Annotated in this window: 19 protein-coding genes; 3 read left to right on the forward strand and 16 right to left on the reverse strand. The window is 27.3% G+C overall.

What is annotated here, in order from left to right; translation table 11 throughout:
• Positions 1–104: 104 nt before the first annotated feature.
• The 3 genes from IC219_RS15255 to IC219_RS15265 all read right to left on the reverse strand — a co-directional run bounded on the left by IC219_RS15255 (position 105) and on the right by IC219_RS15265 (position 2,819).
• On the reverse strand, positions 105–1,289 hold the full coding sequence (locus IC219_RS15255) for an ATP-binding protein (protein WP_227436421.1): 1,185 nt from the start codon (positions 1,287–1,289) through the stop codon (positions 105–107).
• Complete coding sequence (locus IC219_RS15260) at positions 1,279–1,971, reverse strand: response regulator transcription factor (RefSeq protein WP_227436423.1); 693 nt, start codon at positions 1,969–1,971, stop codon at positions 1,279–1,281. The genes IC219_RS15255 and IC219_RS15260 overlap by 11 nt, the downstream gene beginning before the upstream one ends.
• 131 nt (positions 1,972–2,102) lie before the next feature.
• On the reverse strand, positions 2,103–2,819 hold the full coding sequence (locus tag IC219_RS15265) for a M15 family metallopeptidase (protein WP_227831470.1): 717 nt from the start codon (positions 2,817–2,819) through the stop codon (positions 2,103–2,105).
• A gap of 124 nt (positions 2,820–2,943) precedes the next feature.
• Between IC219_RS15265 and IC219_RS15270 the strand changes: the two genes are divergently transcribed.
• Positions 2,944–3,684 (forward strand): tRNA 2-thiocytidine biosynthesis TtcA family protein, encoded by a 741-nt coding sequence (locus IC219_RS15270; RefSeq protein ID WP_227483290.1) that lies wholly within the window; start codon positions 2,944–2,946, stop codon positions 3,682–3,684.
• A gap of 292 nt (positions 3,685–3,976) precedes the next feature.
• Here the strand turns inward: IC219_RS15270 and IC219_RS15275 are convergent, their stop codons facing one another.
• From IC219_RS15275 to IC219_RS15295, 5 genes are all read right to left on the reverse strand, one after another.
• Positions 3,977–4,828: a metallophosphoesterase gene (locus tag IC219_RS15275; RefSeq protein WP_227483291.1), complete on the reverse strand. Its 852-nt coding sequence runs from the start codon at positions 4,826–4,828 to the stop codon at positions 3,977–3,979.
• Positions 4,829–4,853: 25 nt separating this feature from the next.
• Positions 4,854–5,792, reverse strand: coding sequence for an SDR family oxidoreductase (locus IC219_RS15280; RefSeq protein WP_227831471.1), 939 nt, complete (start codon positions 5,790–5,792; stop codon positions 4,854–4,856).
• 102 nt (positions 5,793–5,894) lie between these two features.
• The gene (locus IC219_RS15285; protein ID WP_227831472.1) at positions 5,895–6,545 is read right to left on the reverse strand and encodes an HAD family hydrolase; all 651 of its coding nucleotides are present in this window, start codon (positions 6,543–6,545) and stop codon (positions 5,895–5,897) included.
• 150 nt (positions 6,546–6,695) lie between these two features.
• Complete coding sequence (locus IC219_RS15290; RefSeq protein WP_227436432.1) at positions 6,696–6,884, reverse strand: ferredoxin; 189 nt, start codon at positions 6,882–6,884, stop codon at positions 6,696–6,698.
• 98 nt (positions 6,885–6,982) lie between these two features.
• Entirely contained in the window at positions 6,983–8,167 is a 1,185-nt protein-coding gene (locus tag IC219_RS15295) for an amidohydrolase family protein (RefSeq protein WP_227825060.1), read from the reverse strand.
• 43 nt (positions 8,168–8,210) lie between these two features.
• Between IC219_RS15295 and IC219_RS22065 the strand changes: the two genes are divergently transcribed.
• Positions 8,211–8,318 (forward strand): hypothetical protein, encoded by a 108-nt coding sequence (locus IC219_RS22065; RefSeq protein ID WP_227436595.1) that lies wholly within the window; start codon positions 8,211–8,213, stop codon positions 8,316–8,318.
• Here IC219_RS22065 and IC219_RS15305 read toward each other — a convergent pair.
• The 5 genes from IC219_RS15305 to IC219_RS15325 form a co-directional block, all read right to left on the reverse strand.
• On the reverse strand, positions 8,310–9,227 hold the full coding sequence (locus IC219_RS15305) for a SufB/SufD family protein (protein ID WP_227436436.1): 918 nt from the start codon (positions 9,225–9,227) through the stop codon (positions 8,310–8,312). The two genes, IC219_RS22065 and IC219_RS15305, sit on opposite strands and share 9 nt — an antisense overlap.
• Positions 9,228–9,248: 21 nt before the next feature.
• Positions 9,249–9,977 (reverse strand): ATP-binding cassette domain-containing protein, encoded by a 729-nt coding sequence (locus tag IC219_RS15310; RefSeq protein WP_227831473.1) that lies wholly within the window; start codon positions 9,975–9,977, stop codon positions 9,249–9,251.
• A 194-nt stretch (positions 9,978–10,171) separates the two neighbouring features.
• Positions 10,172–10,372: a hypothetical protein gene (locus tag IC219_RS15315; RefSeq protein WP_003420681.1), complete on the reverse strand. Its 201-nt coding sequence runs from the start codon at positions 10,370–10,372 to the stop codon at positions 10,172–10,174.
• 111 nt (positions 10,373–10,483) lie between these two features.
• Positions 10,484–10,864 (reverse strand): VOC family protein, encoded by a 381-nt coding sequence (locus IC219_RS15320; RefSeq protein ID WP_227436439.1) that lies wholly within the window; start codon positions 10,862–10,864, stop codon positions 10,484–10,486.
• 252 nt (positions 10,865–11,116) lie between these two features.
• Complete coding sequence (locus IC219_RS15325) at positions 11,117–12,475, reverse strand: MATE family efflux transporter (RefSeq protein ID WP_227483294.1); 1,359 nt, start codon at positions 12,473–12,475, stop codon at positions 11,117–11,119.
• Positions 12,476–12,986: 511 nt separating this feature from the next.
• Between IC219_RS15325 and IC219_RS15330 the strand changes: the two genes are divergently transcribed.
• Positions 12,987–13,439: a staygreen family protein gene (locus tag IC219_RS15330; protein ID WP_227436443.1), complete on the forward strand. Its 453-nt coding sequence runs from the start codon at positions 12,987–12,989 to the stop codon at positions 13,437–13,439.
• A gap of 159 nt (positions 13,440–13,598) precedes the next feature.
• Here IC219_RS15330 and IC219_RS15335 read toward each other — a convergent pair whose 3' ends face one another.
• The 3 genes from IC219_RS15335 to IC219_RS15345 form a co-directional block, all read right to left on the reverse strand.
• Positions 13,599–14,216, reverse strand: coding sequence for a DUF488 family protein (locus tag IC219_RS15335; RefSeq protein WP_227483295.1), 618 nt, complete (start codon positions 14,214–14,216; stop codon positions 13,599–13,601).
• 47 nt (positions 14,217–14,263) lie between these two features.
• Complete coding sequence (locus IC219_RS15340) at positions 14,264–14,869, reverse strand: hypothetical protein (RefSeq protein ID WP_227483296.1); 606 nt, start codon at positions 14,867–14,869, stop codon at positions 14,264–14,266.
• Positions 14,870–15,153: 284 nt separating this feature from the next.
• Positions 15,154–15,966, reverse strand: coding sequence for a MerR family transcriptional regulator (locus IC219_RS15345; RefSeq protein ID WP_227483297.1), 813 nt, complete (start codon positions 15,964–15,966; stop codon positions 15,154–15,156).
• Between the last annotated feature and the right edge of the window lie 52 nt (positions 15,967–16,018).

The raw sequence follows: 16,018 nt of genomic DNA on the forward strand, positions 1-16,018 counted from the left end.
GATAAGTATCTTATTAAACTGACTTAAATTATATATTACTTTTTTATTTTTGTAAACACTTTATGCTATAAATATTTGTGTATCTAAATCATACTTTTATCTTATTACACAGTTTCTTGTATTATTGGTAGTTGTACCTCAAATACAGTTTGATGTATATTACTTGAAACAGTAATTTCCCCACCATGTAAATTCACAATATTTTTTGTAATTGCAAGACCTAATCCAGAACCTCCATCATTGCTATTTCTTGATTTTTCAACTCTATAGAATCTATCAAATATATTTGGTAAATCTAATACTGGAATGGGTTCTCCATAATTTATAACTTTTGCAATAGCCATATTTCCTTTTTTTGCTGTTACTATATCCACATAAATTCCTTCTTTTCCATATTTCATAGCATTGGTTATAAGATTTTCAAAAGCTCTCACCAATTTATTTGGGTCAGCATTTATAATTAATTTTTCTTCATTGAAATTAACTCTACTAACCATAAATTCTTTTTTAAAATAAAATCCAAGTTGAGATACTATTTGGCTTAATAGCTCTACCAAGTTTATGTCTATTTTTTTTAATCTTATTGTATTATTTTGCATTTTTGTAAGTTCAAATAAATCATTTATAAGTATATTTAAACTTTTTGATTTCTCATATGCAATATTAACATAATACATCAACTGAACTTCATCTTTATACTTACCATCTTCTATCAATCCTAGATAACCCATTATTGAGGTTAAAGGAGTTCTTAGGTCATGTGAAACATTTGTTATTAAATCTGTCTTAGTTTGTTGAGCCTGTCTTTCTTCAACAGTTATATTTCTAAGTTGATAAACTATACTATTGATTTTATTTGCAAGTTCATCAATCTCATCAATTTTTTTATCACTTAATCCATTTGACTCATACTCAATATCTATACTTTTTTCTAAATCGCCTTCCTCCATTGAGTTTACAGCATCCATGATAATTTCTAGTTTTTTATTTTTGTTATCAGTATCTTTTAGAAAATTTACAAGTTTTTTATTTCTCTTGTATGACATTAATGAATAAATTGATAATGATGCTGTCAGAAATAAAACTGAATATAATGTGCTGTCTCCTATAACAGATCTAATATTTCTTAAACTAAGCATAAAGTAATTAATTGTAGATAAAGTAGTTCTTATATATAATATCTTTATTATATATGCACTTGTTAACATAATAATTAGGGTTATAATACAGCTTATTATAAAGTCTACTATAGGACGAAACATATAATTTAATACACTCTTATTTTTCAATTTTATATCCTACCCCCCATACAGTATGAATTATTTTTTCTCCATCTGTATACTTTTCAATTTTATCTCTTATCCTACTCATATGAACCATTACAGTATTGTTAGATTGGTAGTATTGTTCTTTCCATACTTTTTCAAATATCTCTTCTGTACTATATACTCTACCTTTATTATTTGCTAGTAAATACAAGATATCAAATTCTCTCGATGTCAAAAATATATCCTTTCCAGCTACTGTTACACTATGCTTTTCCTTATCTATTAATACCACTCCAACTTCTATGACATCTTTATTTTCTTTGTTAGTACCACTAAAATAATACGCTCTTCTAAGTAATGCTTTTACTCTCACAGTAAGTTCAAGTGGATTAAATGGCTTTGTTAGATAGTCATCTGCACCTGTCATTATTCCTTGTATCTTATCCATATCCTCTGATTTGGCACTCAACATAAGTATTGGTATATTTAAACTTACTCTAACTCTTCTACAAACTTCTATCCCATCCATCTTTGGCATCATTATATCCAATACCATCAGATGAATATTTTCTTTTTCTAAAATATCTAAAGCTTCTTGTCCATCTTTAGCCTTAATTACATTATATCCATCATTTAAAAGGTATATCTCTACAAGGTCTCTTATTTCCTTTTCATCATCCACAACAAGAATTGTATCTTTCACTTTTTCACATCCTAACTTACTTTAATATAGTTTTTACTCATCTAAAATTATACTATACTTAAAGTAGTCTAGTATCAAATTTATTTATATTACATTTAGTAATATCATACAATTTATGTTATGTTGTTTTATTATTTGTTTTGCAAATATTCTTCCAAAGTTAACCCTTTTGAATAAATTTCCTCAGCAACATCCTTACCCACATATCTAATATGCCATGGCTCATATGCTGTACCTGTTATATCTTCTTTACCTTTAGGATATCTTATTATAAATCCAAATTTATGAGCATTTTCTGCCAACCATATAGCTTCTTTTGTACTTCCAACAAACCATCTCTCTGGATTTGTCAAGTCAATACACAGTCCAGATTGATGTTCACTATGTCCAGGTTTTGCTACATATGCATCAGCTTTTTCCTGACCTTGAGAATTTACTCTTCTTGTATAAGTATCTTGTTGAGTCTCGTAAGACCTATATGCTGAAGACCCTAAAAACTGTATTCCTTCTTCATTAGCTTGTCTAACTAAGTCTTCTACTGCTTTTGCAGGTTCTCCTGCCATTTGTTTTTCCTCTTCAGTAGCTTCTGGAACAAATTCTATATTTACCTTAGTAATGTCTTTCGGCATATAATCTTTACTAAGTTCATTTGTCTTGTTTACCAATAATATATTATCTGCTATACTATTTGAGTGATTTTTTTTCTGAGAATCTGTTTTAACATCTTGAGATGAAGCAAATTGAGCAGCTCCAGTTGGTTCTTCATCTTTCAGAATTTTATCTTTAACTATAAACATACTTATAAATACTACTACTATAATGCCTAACATCAATTTTAATTTTTTCATGGTTGAATCGTCTCCTTCGTTATGTTTATTAACGTTAATTTTAGAGTATAAGTTTTAAGTATTTTATAAGTAAACCTTAAGTTATTCTTAAGTTTATATTTTCAAATAAAGGATGGTGCTAAAAATGTCTATGCAAAAACTTCTTAGTAAAGCCCGTAAGGCTATACAAGACTTTGATATGATACAAGAAAATGATAAAATTGCAGTTGGTCTTTCTGGTGGAAAAGATAGTTTGACATTACTTCATATACTTAAAAATTATCAAAGATTTTCTCCACAAAAGTTTGAATTAATAGCTGTAACACTAAATACTGGTGGAATTGATAACTCACCATTAAACAAATTGTGTGAGGAAATAAATGTACCTTTTTATGAATTTCAAACTAATATAAAAGAAATTGTATTTGATATAAGAAAAGAAAAAAATCCTTGTGCACTATGTGCTAATTTAAGAAGAGGTGCTTTAAATGACAACGCAAAGAAACTTGGGTGCAACAAAGTAGCTCTTGGACACCATAAGGATGATGCTATTGAGACATTTTTAATGTCTATGTTTTATGAAGGAAGAGTTAATTGTTTTTCGCCAAAAACATACTTAGATAGACAAGATTTAACTGTTATAAGACCAATGATTTACATAGAAGAATATATGACTAAGAAGATTTCAAAGGAGTGTAACTATCCTATCATAGCAAACCCATGTCCTGCAAATGGCCATACTAGGAGAGAATACATAAAAAACCTTATTGCGAATTTAAATAAAGAAATGCCAGATTTTAAAAGAAATGTATTTGGAGCTTTAAATAATTCAGAAAAACTTTTTATATGGGATAAGGAAAATATAAAAAATATTTATTTAAAGTAATTTAAATATAACATTAAATCATTTTCATACATTGTATAAAAATTAATATCTTTATATAAAGAAACACAAGATTGTATTAATTATAAATACTCTCTATTTATAATTGACACAATCTTGCTATATTATAATCTTTTATATTTTTATTATTTTTTATATCTATATTTTAATAGTTATTAATATTATTATCAATTCTAATAAATGTATTAACTATAACTTAAACTTTTTATATTCTTAACTCAATTTATTCTTAAAATTTCTATCCCTCTATATTTCATAAAAACAATATTTTATACTAGATTAGAATATTAAATTCGACTATCTCTGGTACATTAAAAAATCTAAATGGCAACTTTGTACTTCCAAGACCAGAACTCACATATAGATGATTTCCCTTTATATCATAAAATCCTTTAGTGTATTTCCTTCCATATGGAGGAGTAACTAAAGCACCCTTGAAAGGCAACCTTATTTGACCACCATGACTATGTCCAGATAAAACTAAATTCATTGTATCTTTACTGAGCATATCTACCAAATCTGGTTCATGTGCTAATAATAAATTAAAACTATTATAATCAGTTTTGCTTTCCAAATCTCGTATATTTGGATTACCATTTAATATCTCATCAGCTCCAAGTATATTAATATACTTATTGTCTTCAAGTCTTATTTTCTTATTTTCATTAACTAAAAGATGAAAGTTAGAGTTTTTCATAATTTGTCTATAATACCTAGGAAGTTTATACATATAATCATGATTACCAAATACTGAAAACTTTCCTAACCTTGCATTCATACTAGATAAAATCTTTGTAATTTCATCTATATCTGGATTTTTATTAGAATAATCAATTAAATCTCCAGTAAATACTAATATATCTGGATTTAAGGCATTCACCTTATTAGCTACTTTTTTAAGTTTATTAGTCGAATAAAAACTGCCTATTTGAGTATCTGAAATCTGAACTACTTTTATAATCTCATTCTCATTTTTTACTATATCTTCTTTAATCATGTTTCCATCTTCATTTATATTATATTTTTTCACAATTAATAGACTCGGTTCTATTGCAACTGAGTATATAAAAATTAAAACAAATATCAATATAAAAAATTTTAAAAAACGCTTTATCTTTAATTTCAAAGTATCTACCTACTTATTTATTATCTTAAACTATTTGCATTACAGACTCAACTTTATCCATTTTTCTATCATGTAATTTTGGTTTATTGGCTAAGAACCATTTATATGTTGTTGTAAGGCCTTCTTTTAATAAAACATTTGGTATATAAAGACCATGTTCAATAAGCTTATTTATATCTAGATTAAAGTCTATATTTCTAAATGGGAAGTAAGTTCTCTCTCTAAACTCAACTTTTTCCATGTCTACATATTTTATAATAGGTTCCTTCCCAATAACTTCTCCACATGTATATATAAGTTCATCCCAAGATATTAACTGTGGATTTGTTACATTATACGCTTCTCTCACATGAGAATTTTTCATTACACTTTCTAACACTTTTACTAAATCCCCAATATATATAAATTGATTGCTTACTTGTTTTCCTTTAGGTACTGGTATTTTTTCGTTTTTTTCTATTTTTTCAAAGAAATAGTATTCTCTATACAAATTATTATTTTCACCATATATATAAGTTGGCCTAATAATTATATATGGTATAGAACTATTTATAACAAAATCTTCTGTTTCTTTTTTGTTAAGTCCATATTTACCCCAGTTTTCATTTTCACCTTTTTCATTATCTTCTTTTACATTTCTTCCACTATCTTTGTATACGGATCCTGCTGACAATACTATGTATTTTTTTAAGCTATCTAAGTTCACAAAATCAATAAGATTACCAACATCCTCTTTTGTATATGCTGTCATATCATATATGTAATCGTACTGTCTTCCATTGATAATGTTTTCCATATCTTTGCGTACTTTTCTATCGCAAATTAAGTGCTCTCTAAATCCTTTATAATCTATTTCCTTTTTACCATTCGTAAGTATATCTATTTGATACCCACATTTAATTAAACGCTTAGCAAGTGCAGAACCTATGAAGTCGCTTCCACCCATGATTAAAATAGATTTCATTTCAAGTGCATCCTCCTCTTTTTTAAATGGCTTCCTTAATTATAATATCATATTTTTAAATATGCTACACCATTTTGTATTGTTTTTGTCTATAAAAGATATTTATAGCAAAATATCTTTTATAGATTTAACACTTTCGACAATATAGGTAGGATTGCTCTTACTAATTTCATCAAAAGAACCATATCCATACAATACCCCTATAGAATCTACACCTATTTTATTAGCTCCAATTATATCGTATTTTCTATCACCAATCATAATGACCTTATCTTTATCTGTTACACCACACAAATCTAACACATATTCTATAACTTCATTTTTATTTACTCTTGTACCATCAAGGTTACTACCTGCGATATATTTAAAATAACTATCTATACCAAAATATTTAAGTATGGTTTCTGCAAAAACTGTTGGTTTAGAAGTAGCTAATAATAATGTTTTCCCATTCTCATAAAGTATTTTTAAAGTCTCCTTTATGTCTTTATAGATTTTATTTTCAAATATTCCTCTGTCAGAAAAGTATTCTCTATATTTTTCAATAGCTTCTGTTGCCTTTTCATCTTCAAATTTATAATAGTCTTTGAAAGTAGCATGTAGGGGGGGCCCTATAAATTGTTCTAAGTTATCCAATTCTTCTTCTATACCAAAACTATTTAAAGAATATTGAATAGACTTTGTTATTCCTTCTTTAGGGTCTGTAAGTGTTCCATCTAGGTCAAACAGCACTATTTCATAATTTTTCTTCATACTTAAGTCCTCCACTTTTTATAAAAATAATACATTATCTTTTGAGTTTATATATTTTAAAAAGCTATAGTAATAGAATCTTAATCTAATACTATAGCTTAAATAATAATCAAATCTTATATGTTGTCTTGAAACTAAATCTAAACAGTCTTATTTAACTGTTATAGCTGAAACTGGACATCCTTCTTCTGCTTCTTTACATAAATCTTGTAATTCTGCTGGTATTTCTCCTTCAATTGCAACTGAATGTCCTTCATCACTCATACTAAAAACGTCTGGACATGTTCCTATACACGCTCCACAAGCTACACATACATCTTTATCAACAAATGCTTTCATACTAAAATACCTCCCCTAAAATTATAATTATTGTTCCATTACATATTTATCCAATATATACTAATTTAAACATATTTTTCCTTTTTTTTCAATATAACTTAATTTATTACAGTGCCATCATACGAATGTCTATAAACTTCACTACTTTTCATCCATGATTTTATAGTATATTGTAAGTTCAATTTTTTATTTAGCATTAGTTCATTATTATTATAATCTGTTATAATTTCTTCACTATCATCTATTGTAAATATTGTAAAATCACCTTCTCCACCAATTTTTATCCTACCTTGACTTCCTTGCAAATTAAAAACTTTTGTTGGATATTCAGTTACTTTTTCTATACATTTTTCTAGAGGTATACCAAGTTCCATGATTTTATTTACAACATTTAAAAGAGAATAATGTATATCTTTCATATTTTTTATATGCATATCTGTACTTATTAAATCTGGCTCTAATCCTTGATTTACTGCTTTTTTAAAGACTTCAAAATCAAACTGCTCTAATCCATGGCATACATCAAATAATACACCTCTATCTTTTGCATTTAATACAGATTCTCTCAAACTGCCAGATTCATTAAATATTCCATTTGTGCTATTTCCATATACAGGCGTAACTACATCTCCCTTTCCCAAAATATTCATTACTTCATCTATATATGATGGATACTCCCCTATATATACCACTAATGGTAAATTTAATTTTTCTGCAATTTGCTTTGACTTCTTAATTATATCTATACCATCTGTACTAGATTGAAATTTACTTGCTTTTACTTTTATACCTTTTATCTTTTCCATGTTTTTTTCTACAATAGACTCAATGTTATCAAAATTTATAACATCTAAAGATGTTGATTCATTCAATATATTTAATCCCTCATTGGTTACATTTAAAAATGAATACACTTCAGTCTTACATTCATCCATATATTTTTTCTTAAAATCGTAGTAATTTACAGGACCTGCTGTACCTGCATCAAATATAACTGTTGAACCTTTTTCAATTCCAATTGAATCAGAATCCATACCTGTAGGTAATTTTCTCTTATAACAATGGGTATGAACATCTATAAATCCAGGAGAAATATACATGTTGTTAGCATTTATTATCTCAAACTCTTTGTTTATGAGTATTTTTTCTTTTCTTATCATTTCTTTAAGATTTAATCCAATATCACATATCTTTCCATGTAAAACCAAGATATCTCTTTTCTCAAATTTGATACCATCTTTTGGAGATATTATTGTGCCATTTCTTATAAGTAAGTTTTTCATTTATTCCACATCCTAATTACAGTATAATTTCTCTAATAGTTTTATCTTACATAAAGAAAATAAGTCTAAAAATAAAAAAATTTTAGACTTATTCATTATATTATACTATATTAATTATATTAAATTAAATAAAAACTTGGACTTACTTTAAAAAACAATTTAGTATTTGTTGTTCTGCTTCTTCTTCTGTAAGTCCTAATGTCATCATCTTTAAAATTTGGTCTCCTGCAATCTTTCCAATTGCTGCTTCATGTACTAAAAGAGCATCTGGATGGTTTGCAGCAATTTCAGGTATAGCACTAATTTGAGAATTTCCCATAATTATTGAGTCACATTGAACATGTGCAGAGCAAAGAGAATCCCCAATAACACAAGGATTAAATTTTTGTTTAGAGTTGTCTTGACCAACTGTACGAGAAATTACTTGAGCAGAAGAATTTTCACCTTCCAATATAACCTTCATATTAGATTCTGCAACTTGATTTCCATGAGTTAACAACTTTTCAAATACAACTATCTTTGCTCCTTTACCTAAAGTGGCATCCATTTCTCTTTTAGTTGAATCAACGCCTTTAATCTGAATTGTTTCCATTTCACAATATGAATCTTCACCCATATTAACAATCGTAACTGGATTTAAAATTCTTTTTCCTTCTCCATCACCTTCGCCATAATGTTTTTCCACATATTTTAGACGAGCTCCTTTATGTAAGAAGAATCTATGTATTCCATTGTGTTCACTGTCATCATTACCACAATTATGTATACCACAACCAGCAATTATAACAACATCTGCATTTTCTCCAATTTCAAAATCATTATAAACCATGTCTTGTACACCAGCTTCTGTTACTATTACTGGTATATGAACATTTTCTCCTTTAGTGTTTGGTTTTACTATAATATCAATTCCAGGTTTATCAGTCTTTGGAGCTATAGTTACATTTTCAGTTGAATGTCTTTCTATACCTTGTCCATTTTTACGTATATTGTATGCTCCTAATGGAGTTCCACGAAGTTCAGCAACTTTTTCTAAAAGATTTAAGTCTATTTTGTTCATTTAATTTGCCTTCCTTTCTAATTAATTCATTTCTTTCATTAATTCACAGTTTGAATTAACTTGGCACATGATTTCAGGTAATATAGCATCTTTTGTTCCATGGCTTTTTACTGAACCATCTTGTAAAACAATTATTTCATCAGCTAACTCTAGTATTCTTTCTTGGTGAGAAATTATGATTATAGTTTGGTCAGATTCCCCATGAATTTTCTTAAAACTTTCATTAAGCTTTCCAAAACTCCAAAGGTCTATACCTGCTTCAGGTTCATCAAATATAGAAACCTTTAAATCTCTAGCAAAAAGAGTTGCTATCTCGATTCTTTTCATTTCCCCTCCAGAAAGAGAGTTATCAACTTCACGATTTAAATAGTCTTTTGAGCACAATCCAACATCTGTAAGATATTGACAACACACATCAGTAGACAATGGTTTTCCATGAGCAAGAGTAAGCAGGTTTTCAACTGTCATACCTTTTATTCTTGGTGGTTGTTGAAATGCATATCCTATTCCTTTTTTTGCTCTTTCTGTGATGCTAAGATTAGTTATATCTTCTCCATCTAAAAGTATTTGACCGCTAGTGGCTTTTTCAATTCCCATAATAAGCTTAGCAATTGTGGATTTTCCTCCACCATTTGGTCCTGTGATAACAATAAGTTTGCCTTTTTCAAATGAAAGGCTAACATCATTTATTATTCCTAGCTCCTCATTGTTAGACTCAACATTAAAGGAAAGATTTTTTATTTCAAGCATAATACCCCTCTTTTCTGTAAAATATTACATTTATATCCATTCTTTTATTATATCAGTACTTTTTATATCTCAGCAACTCTAAGGGATAAAATATATATTAAATATAAAACAAAGTTATGAAAAAATAAAAAAGATGAGTTTTCATAACTCATCTTTAAAAATCAGTATTATTTAATTATATATGTATCTAAAAATTAACCTTCTATATACTCTAATATTATTTTTTGATTATCTTTTAACATGATTTCTTCTTTTTTAGATTCAATCCCATTCTTTTTTATTTTTACTTCAGCTACAAAAGCGTCATTACCTTCAACCATTTCTAATAATTCATACGCTTTTTTACGTCCTATTTTAGTTGCTATATCTTTTAGTACTGCCATTTTCTTAAACATTTTATCACCTCTACTCAAATTTTACAATTGATTTTTAATTATATAATTATCGTTTAATACTAAATTATAATAATTATATCAGATATTGAGTAAATTTAACACTTTACAAAATTATTTATCTTCTCTGACTAAGTAAGAATTTCCATCTTGGTCTTTAAAAGAAAACATTCTTCCATAAGGCATCTCCATTAATTCCCCTACTTCAACTTTATTCTTTGCTATCTGTTCATAAGTTCCATGAATATCTCTTGTACTTAAAATTATTGATGGATGCAATAAATTTACATCTTGATTTTGCTTCATCATCAGATTTTTATCATACAATACAAATGTTGTAAATTCATTTTTACTTGGTGCTACTTCCACCCATTTCATATCTGGACCCATTTCTTTTTCATAAGTTACCACAAAATTTAATTTTTCTGTCCAAAACAATTTTGCATCCTCTTGATTATTTACATAGAGAGTTATTTTTCCTATTTTATTTATCATAAAAATACCCACCTTTATTATTAAATAAATATCTAATATTTTTTATATTTAATAATATACCCATATATATTTCTAATATTTGTCGCCAAATTATGTAATTCTCTACAGTATATAATTTATAGTGTCCATATAATTATATACTTAATTTACATATTTTAATTTTTCTATATATCATACTTATAATTATGATATTCTCTAAATAAAAAATCACTTTTAAATAGAATTTACTATCTAAAAGTGATTTTATATATTCTATGCAACTTTGTGTTTTAGCCACTTCGTTCCTCTTAATCTCAAACAATATAATGTTCCTCTAACAAGCCAATCTGTATACATACCTATCCAAATTCCTAGCACTCCAAATTCTAATACAACCCCTAATACGTAACCTGTAAAAATTCTAAAAATCCACATTCCTATTACGGCTGTCATCATTGTATATCTAGTATCTCCAGCACCTTTCAGCCCTGCTGATAATACAAAGGATATAGGCCATATTACCATAGCTAAACAATCACTTCGAATCAATTGTGTTGATACATCAATTACATTCGAGTTTTGAGTATACATGCTTGAAATCCATGGTGCAATTGGTATAAATATAGCACCTACTGCAAATAAGCAAACCGTTGCAAATTTAGTTAGATACAATAAGGTACTCTTAGCCCCTTTGATGTCTCCCCGTCCTATATATTGCCCCACCAAAGTGGTAGCAGACAAGGCCAATGCATTTCCAATTACATTTATAATAGATGCAATTGACATTCCTATTGCATTTGATGCAATCGCTGATGTTCCCATAGTAACTATAAATATTTGAACAATCAATTTACCTGCATTAAAAAGTAATTGTTCAACCCCTGCTGGTATACCTATATTGAATATAGATTTTTGAGTTTCAACATCAATCTTAAATGGAAATATTTTACCTATAGATATAAATTCATTCCCTTTAAACAAAGCCCTTACAATAACTATACATCCGATTATTCTGGCTATGGCAATAGACATAGCTGCTCCTGTTATGCCATAAGAAGGTGTCTGTAAATTTATTCCTAAAGTATTTAAATCAACACCATATATAAGTATATATCCTAATGTTACATTTACTATATTCATAAACATAGTCACATACATAGGTTTCTTTACATCTCCACAACCCCTTAGAATACCATTTGCTATCTGCTGTGTTGCAATAAATGGATAGGTGAATAATGTAAACTCTATGTATAGTTTTGCATTTGATTTTACCAATTCTTCTGCTGAACCATAAAACAAATTGATTACACCTATTCTAAAAATCCACATTAATACTGTTATTGTAAATGATAATATTACACCAGATATTAATGCTTGCTTGATAGTTTCATTTACTTTTTCATTATCTCTTTTCCCTATTTGTTGAGCTACAACAACAGTAGCACCAACAGATAGCGCAGCAAATACAGATATAAATATATTGTTGATTGAATCAACCATTCCAACTGCAGATACAGCCTCTTCCCCAATATGACCTGCCATCATTGTATTAAATACCCCTAAAAGCATAACAAATGTCTGCTCTATCATTATAGGAATTGCTAATCTTATAACATTCTTCCTTATAAACATTCCTTTTCCTCTTTTCCCTCTTTATATAAATTTAATTTTTAATTAGTTTATCAAACTATGAATTGATATCATAAGGTTTAGAATTGTATTTTCAACGTTATAATATACTGTATTCAAATAATATAAATCTTGTTTAATATCATTTGAACACAGTATATCTTTATAATTATCTTATGTTTATTATTCTTTATGGATACTAGATTTAAAATATTTATGAGTTAAATTAACCAGTTAATATAGCTGGACATCAAACGCAATCACTGTATTTCGATAATATTGTACCACTATTGTACAATAATAACAATTTCATAATATTATCACATATAAGTCCTGTAATAACAATTTGACACTATTACCAACCTGTACCTATTAGTGTAGAATATCTTATTAGGCTTGTTAATTCACTTTGTATCCTAATTCTAATCATTTATAAAATCTTATAAGATATCTGTAACAAAATCACATCAATTTAAATATTGTATCTTATAGACTATTTTTAGGATGTGATACTTTGGTTAATTTGAATGCGAATAATTTAAATGTAAATATGGTTTACCCTATTTCTGCCACAGCACCTATACGTTTCAGAAGATATACTGTTTCATACTTAGAAAACATGGAAAATATTTATTTAACTATAGCAACATACTTTGATACACTTGGTTTAGGTACAGTAAGTATTGACAAAGTTTATGGTCAATGGGCTTGGTTCGTTGATGATATATATGACTTAAATCTATTTGTTTTTGTAGGAAACTATCCTTATCAAATTGCTAAAAGTAGATATGATACATTTGTTGATATTTTACCAGTGGCTATTACTTCTATTGTCAATGGAGACAGAGTGTTTTTAACTTCGAATCCTTGTTTATTAAACTCAAAAATTACAGTTAGATTTATATCTAGCCATCCTACTCTTAATAGAACAGTTGATTATGGTAATATTAGAGATTTTATTTTTTAACAGTACAACATGATGTGCTATTTAAAACAATGTAACCTTTTAGATAATGATATTAATTTAACATAAAAACCTTAGCTAGTACATCATGTTTAACTGTTACAAATTTATAATAATTTTTCTTATCAAATGGTGTTTAAGTTTTTGGGTAGTTCATATATTTTACTTACCTATTTTTTCTGTTCTATATCCTATTTCTTTATTAGCTAATCTATAGCCTTCTTGTATCATATCTTCTCTTGTTAACGCATTTCCTAATAAATTATCAATACTCAGTTGTTTTCTATCACTAAAATACTTATCTAATAATGACTCTTCTATATCTTCTTGAGATGCTAAATGTCCTTCATGCATTATATATTTTACATTGAAACCTTCTTTATTTAATATTTTTCCTAGTAAAATACTTCTATGACACCTTATAGGCTCTTGCATTGCACCTAATAAAACTATTTTATAACCCATTTGACATCCCTTTTTTAATCTTTCGATTCCTTTTAAAAATACTTCTTCCTTTATTACCTCTTCAAAATCTGCATAACCTTCTTTTGTATATACATCTTTATTAGTTCTTTTTGCCCCAAATTCCTTGCCCATGTATATATATACAAATCCAGCCTTTCTTAGGGATTCATTGAATGCCTCCCTATTATACTGAATATTATATTTAGAATATGGTGTTTCTCTAATGTCAACTACACAGTTTATATTATATTTTTTTATCATATTAATAAGCTTATCAAATGGATAATTTGAATGACCTATTGCAAATATTTCCATACAATCACCTACTATTCTTAAAATTACTATTTTATACAATTGATAATCTATCTTACATACAAGCCCTCTACATTGCAAATATACTTAACTATATCTATACTTCCATTTAACCCTATATATACATTGCTAAATAATCCATTTATTTCTAATCCTATTCCCAAATCCAACATATATATAGAGAAATAAACTCTTTCTCTTAGTGCCAACTTCATAAGAGCATCAATTATATAGTAATTATACCCTATTTCTTTAAAATCAAATAAGGTATCGCTTAATTGTTCTAGATATGTACTCTCCTTTTTACTTAGTACTCTTTTTATATGTTTTTTATTTTCACTTACAAAATATTCACTTACAATTATTATTTCTTTACTGTAACTCATTATAATTAATAGTGCTCTTAAAAACTTATTTTCCTGTATAAAATACTTATCCTTTACTTTATCTAAATCCCAAAATACATCAAGGATACTATGTGGAGATTCCTTATCCATCGTTTTAGGAAAACTATCTATTTTAAAATACCTTTCATTTAGTATTATCTTGTCAGTCCTATCTAAATCTATATATGGTAAATCTTCATTTTCATAATCAATATAAAATCCATTAAATACTTGTTTTACTTTATCAGTTAATACTTTATATTTTTCCACTTTATCACCTCAACGAAAATATACAACTTTATAAATAAAATATCAATATATTTTATTTATAAAGTTGTATATTTTCATATCCTATCATTAATTAATTAAAATTAAACAATTAATTGTATGTCTTATGTTAGACCAGTTTTTCTAAGCTTAGTTGTATAAAACTCTATTTTAAATTGCATATTTAAATACATAAAAATCTAGTAAAATATATTAAATATAAAAATAAGGCCTATCTTTTTATTTAGACAGACCTTACTTAATTACTTATATATTATTTTAATTTACTATAAAATATGTTTCACAGGTATCTGGATTTCTGTTAACCATTCTTCTTCATTTTCCTTATTCCATATCCCATCTATATAAGATTCTCTAAATTGCCCTATTACTTCATACTTATTATCTTGTATCCATTTAAATGCTGCTGCATAAGTTTTTCCTAATGTTGAATATGAGCCATTATGCAATATACAAACTGCATTTTCAACTTCGTCTATTTCTTTAAATTTTAATAAATCTGTGTCTTCTTTTAGGTCATTTATCGCCTGACACATCTCAACATCCATATCTGTTTCTCTATATTCACCATCATGATATATATTAAAACAATAGTCTGGAACCATACATGTACACCCTGATTTCATCATTTCTCCAGCCATTACATTTGGAAACAAATTGAAAAGTTCATCATAATTCTTTAATACTTTTCTCATAGAAGCAATTTTAACTTTTGGTAGAGACTTAATAATTACATTATTCATATCGACTTCTCCTTTTAAGTTTTTAAGGTAATTACGTAGTTTAATAAGCTTATATTCTTCATTCCTCATTACATCTAATATCTCTTTTTCTTTGTTTATTAAAATCCTTTCCACTTCTTCAGGCTTTTCTATTATTTCTTTTATTTCAACTAGTGATATGCCCATTTGTTTTAAGGTGATTATTTGATGCAATTTTGGCAATTGTTCTGTTGTATAGTATCTGTATTTTGTAAATTCGTCTACGTATTCTGGCTCTAACAGCCCTATATCTTCATAATACCTTAATGTCTTTGTAGTTATTTTATTTATTTTAGAAAACATTCCTATAGAAAACATCTCATCACCTGCGCATTAGACTTGATTAATTTAAGTTTAAACCTTACCCTTA

Origin of the sequence: Clostridioides sp. ES-W-0018-02, from assembly GCF_020658175.1 — a bacterium.
In the GTDB taxonomy this organism is placed as follows: domain Bacteria; phylum Bacillota; class Clostridia; order Peptostreptococcales; family Peptostreptococcaceae; genus Clostridioides.

What these genes read in the sequence shown, in the direction of transcription:
- IC219_RS15265 (WP_227831470.1), bottom strand. Translation starts at nt 2,819, where the DNA reads ATGAAAAAATTAAAATTGATGTTAGGCATTATAGTAGTAGTATTTATA.
- IC219_RS15270 (WP_227483290.1), top strand. Translation starts at nt 2,944, where the DNA reads ATGTCTATGCAAAAACTTCTTAGTAAAGCCCGTAAGGCTATACAAGAC.
- IC219_RS15280 (WP_227831471.1), bottom strand. Translation starts at nt 5,792, where the DNA reads ATGAAATCTATTTTAATCATGGGTGGAAGCGACTTCATAGGTTCTGCA.
- IC219_RS15285 (WP_227831472.1), bottom strand. Translation starts at nt 6,545, where the DNA reads ATGAAGAAAAATTATGAAATAGTGCTGTTTGACCTAGATGGAACACTT.
- IC219_RS15290 (WP_227436432.1), bottom strand. Translation starts at nt 6,884, where the DNA reads ATGAAAGCATTTGTTGATAAAGATGTATGTGTAGCTTGTGGAGCGTGT.
- IC219_RS15295 (WP_227825060.1), bottom strand. Translation starts at nt 8,167, where the DNA reads ATGAAAAACTTACTTATAAGAAATGGCACAATAATATCTCCAAAAGAT.
- IC219_RS15305 (WP_227436436.1), bottom strand. Translation starts at nt 9,227, where the DNA reads ATGAACAAAATAGACTTAAATCTTTTAGAAAAAGTTGCTGAACTTCGT.
- IC219_RS15310 (WP_227831473.1), bottom strand. Translation starts at nt 9,977, where the DNA reads ATGCTTGAAATAAAAAATCTTTCCTTTAATGTTGAGTCTAACAATGAG.
- IC219_RS15315 (WP_003420681.1), bottom strand. Translation starts at nt 10,372, where the DNA reads ATGTTTAAGAAAATGGCAGTACTAAAAGATATAGCAACTAAAATAGGA.
- IC219_RS15320 (WP_227436439.1), bottom strand. Translation starts at nt 10,864, where the DNA reads ATGATAAATAAAATAGGAAAAATAACTCTCTATGTAAATAATCAAGAG.
- IC219_RS15325 (WP_227483294.1), bottom strand. Translation starts at nt 12,475, where the DNA reads ATGTTTATAAGGAAGAATGTTATAAGATTAGCAATTCCTATAATGATA.
- IC219_RS15335 (WP_227483295.1), bottom strand. Translation starts at nt 14,216, where the DNA reads ATGGAAATATTTGCAATAGGTCATTCAAATTATCCATTTGATAAGCTT.
- IC219_RS15345 (WP_227483297.1), bottom strand. Translation starts at nt 15,966, where the DNA reads ATGTTTTCTATAGGAATGTTTTCTAAAATAAATAAAATAACTACAAAG.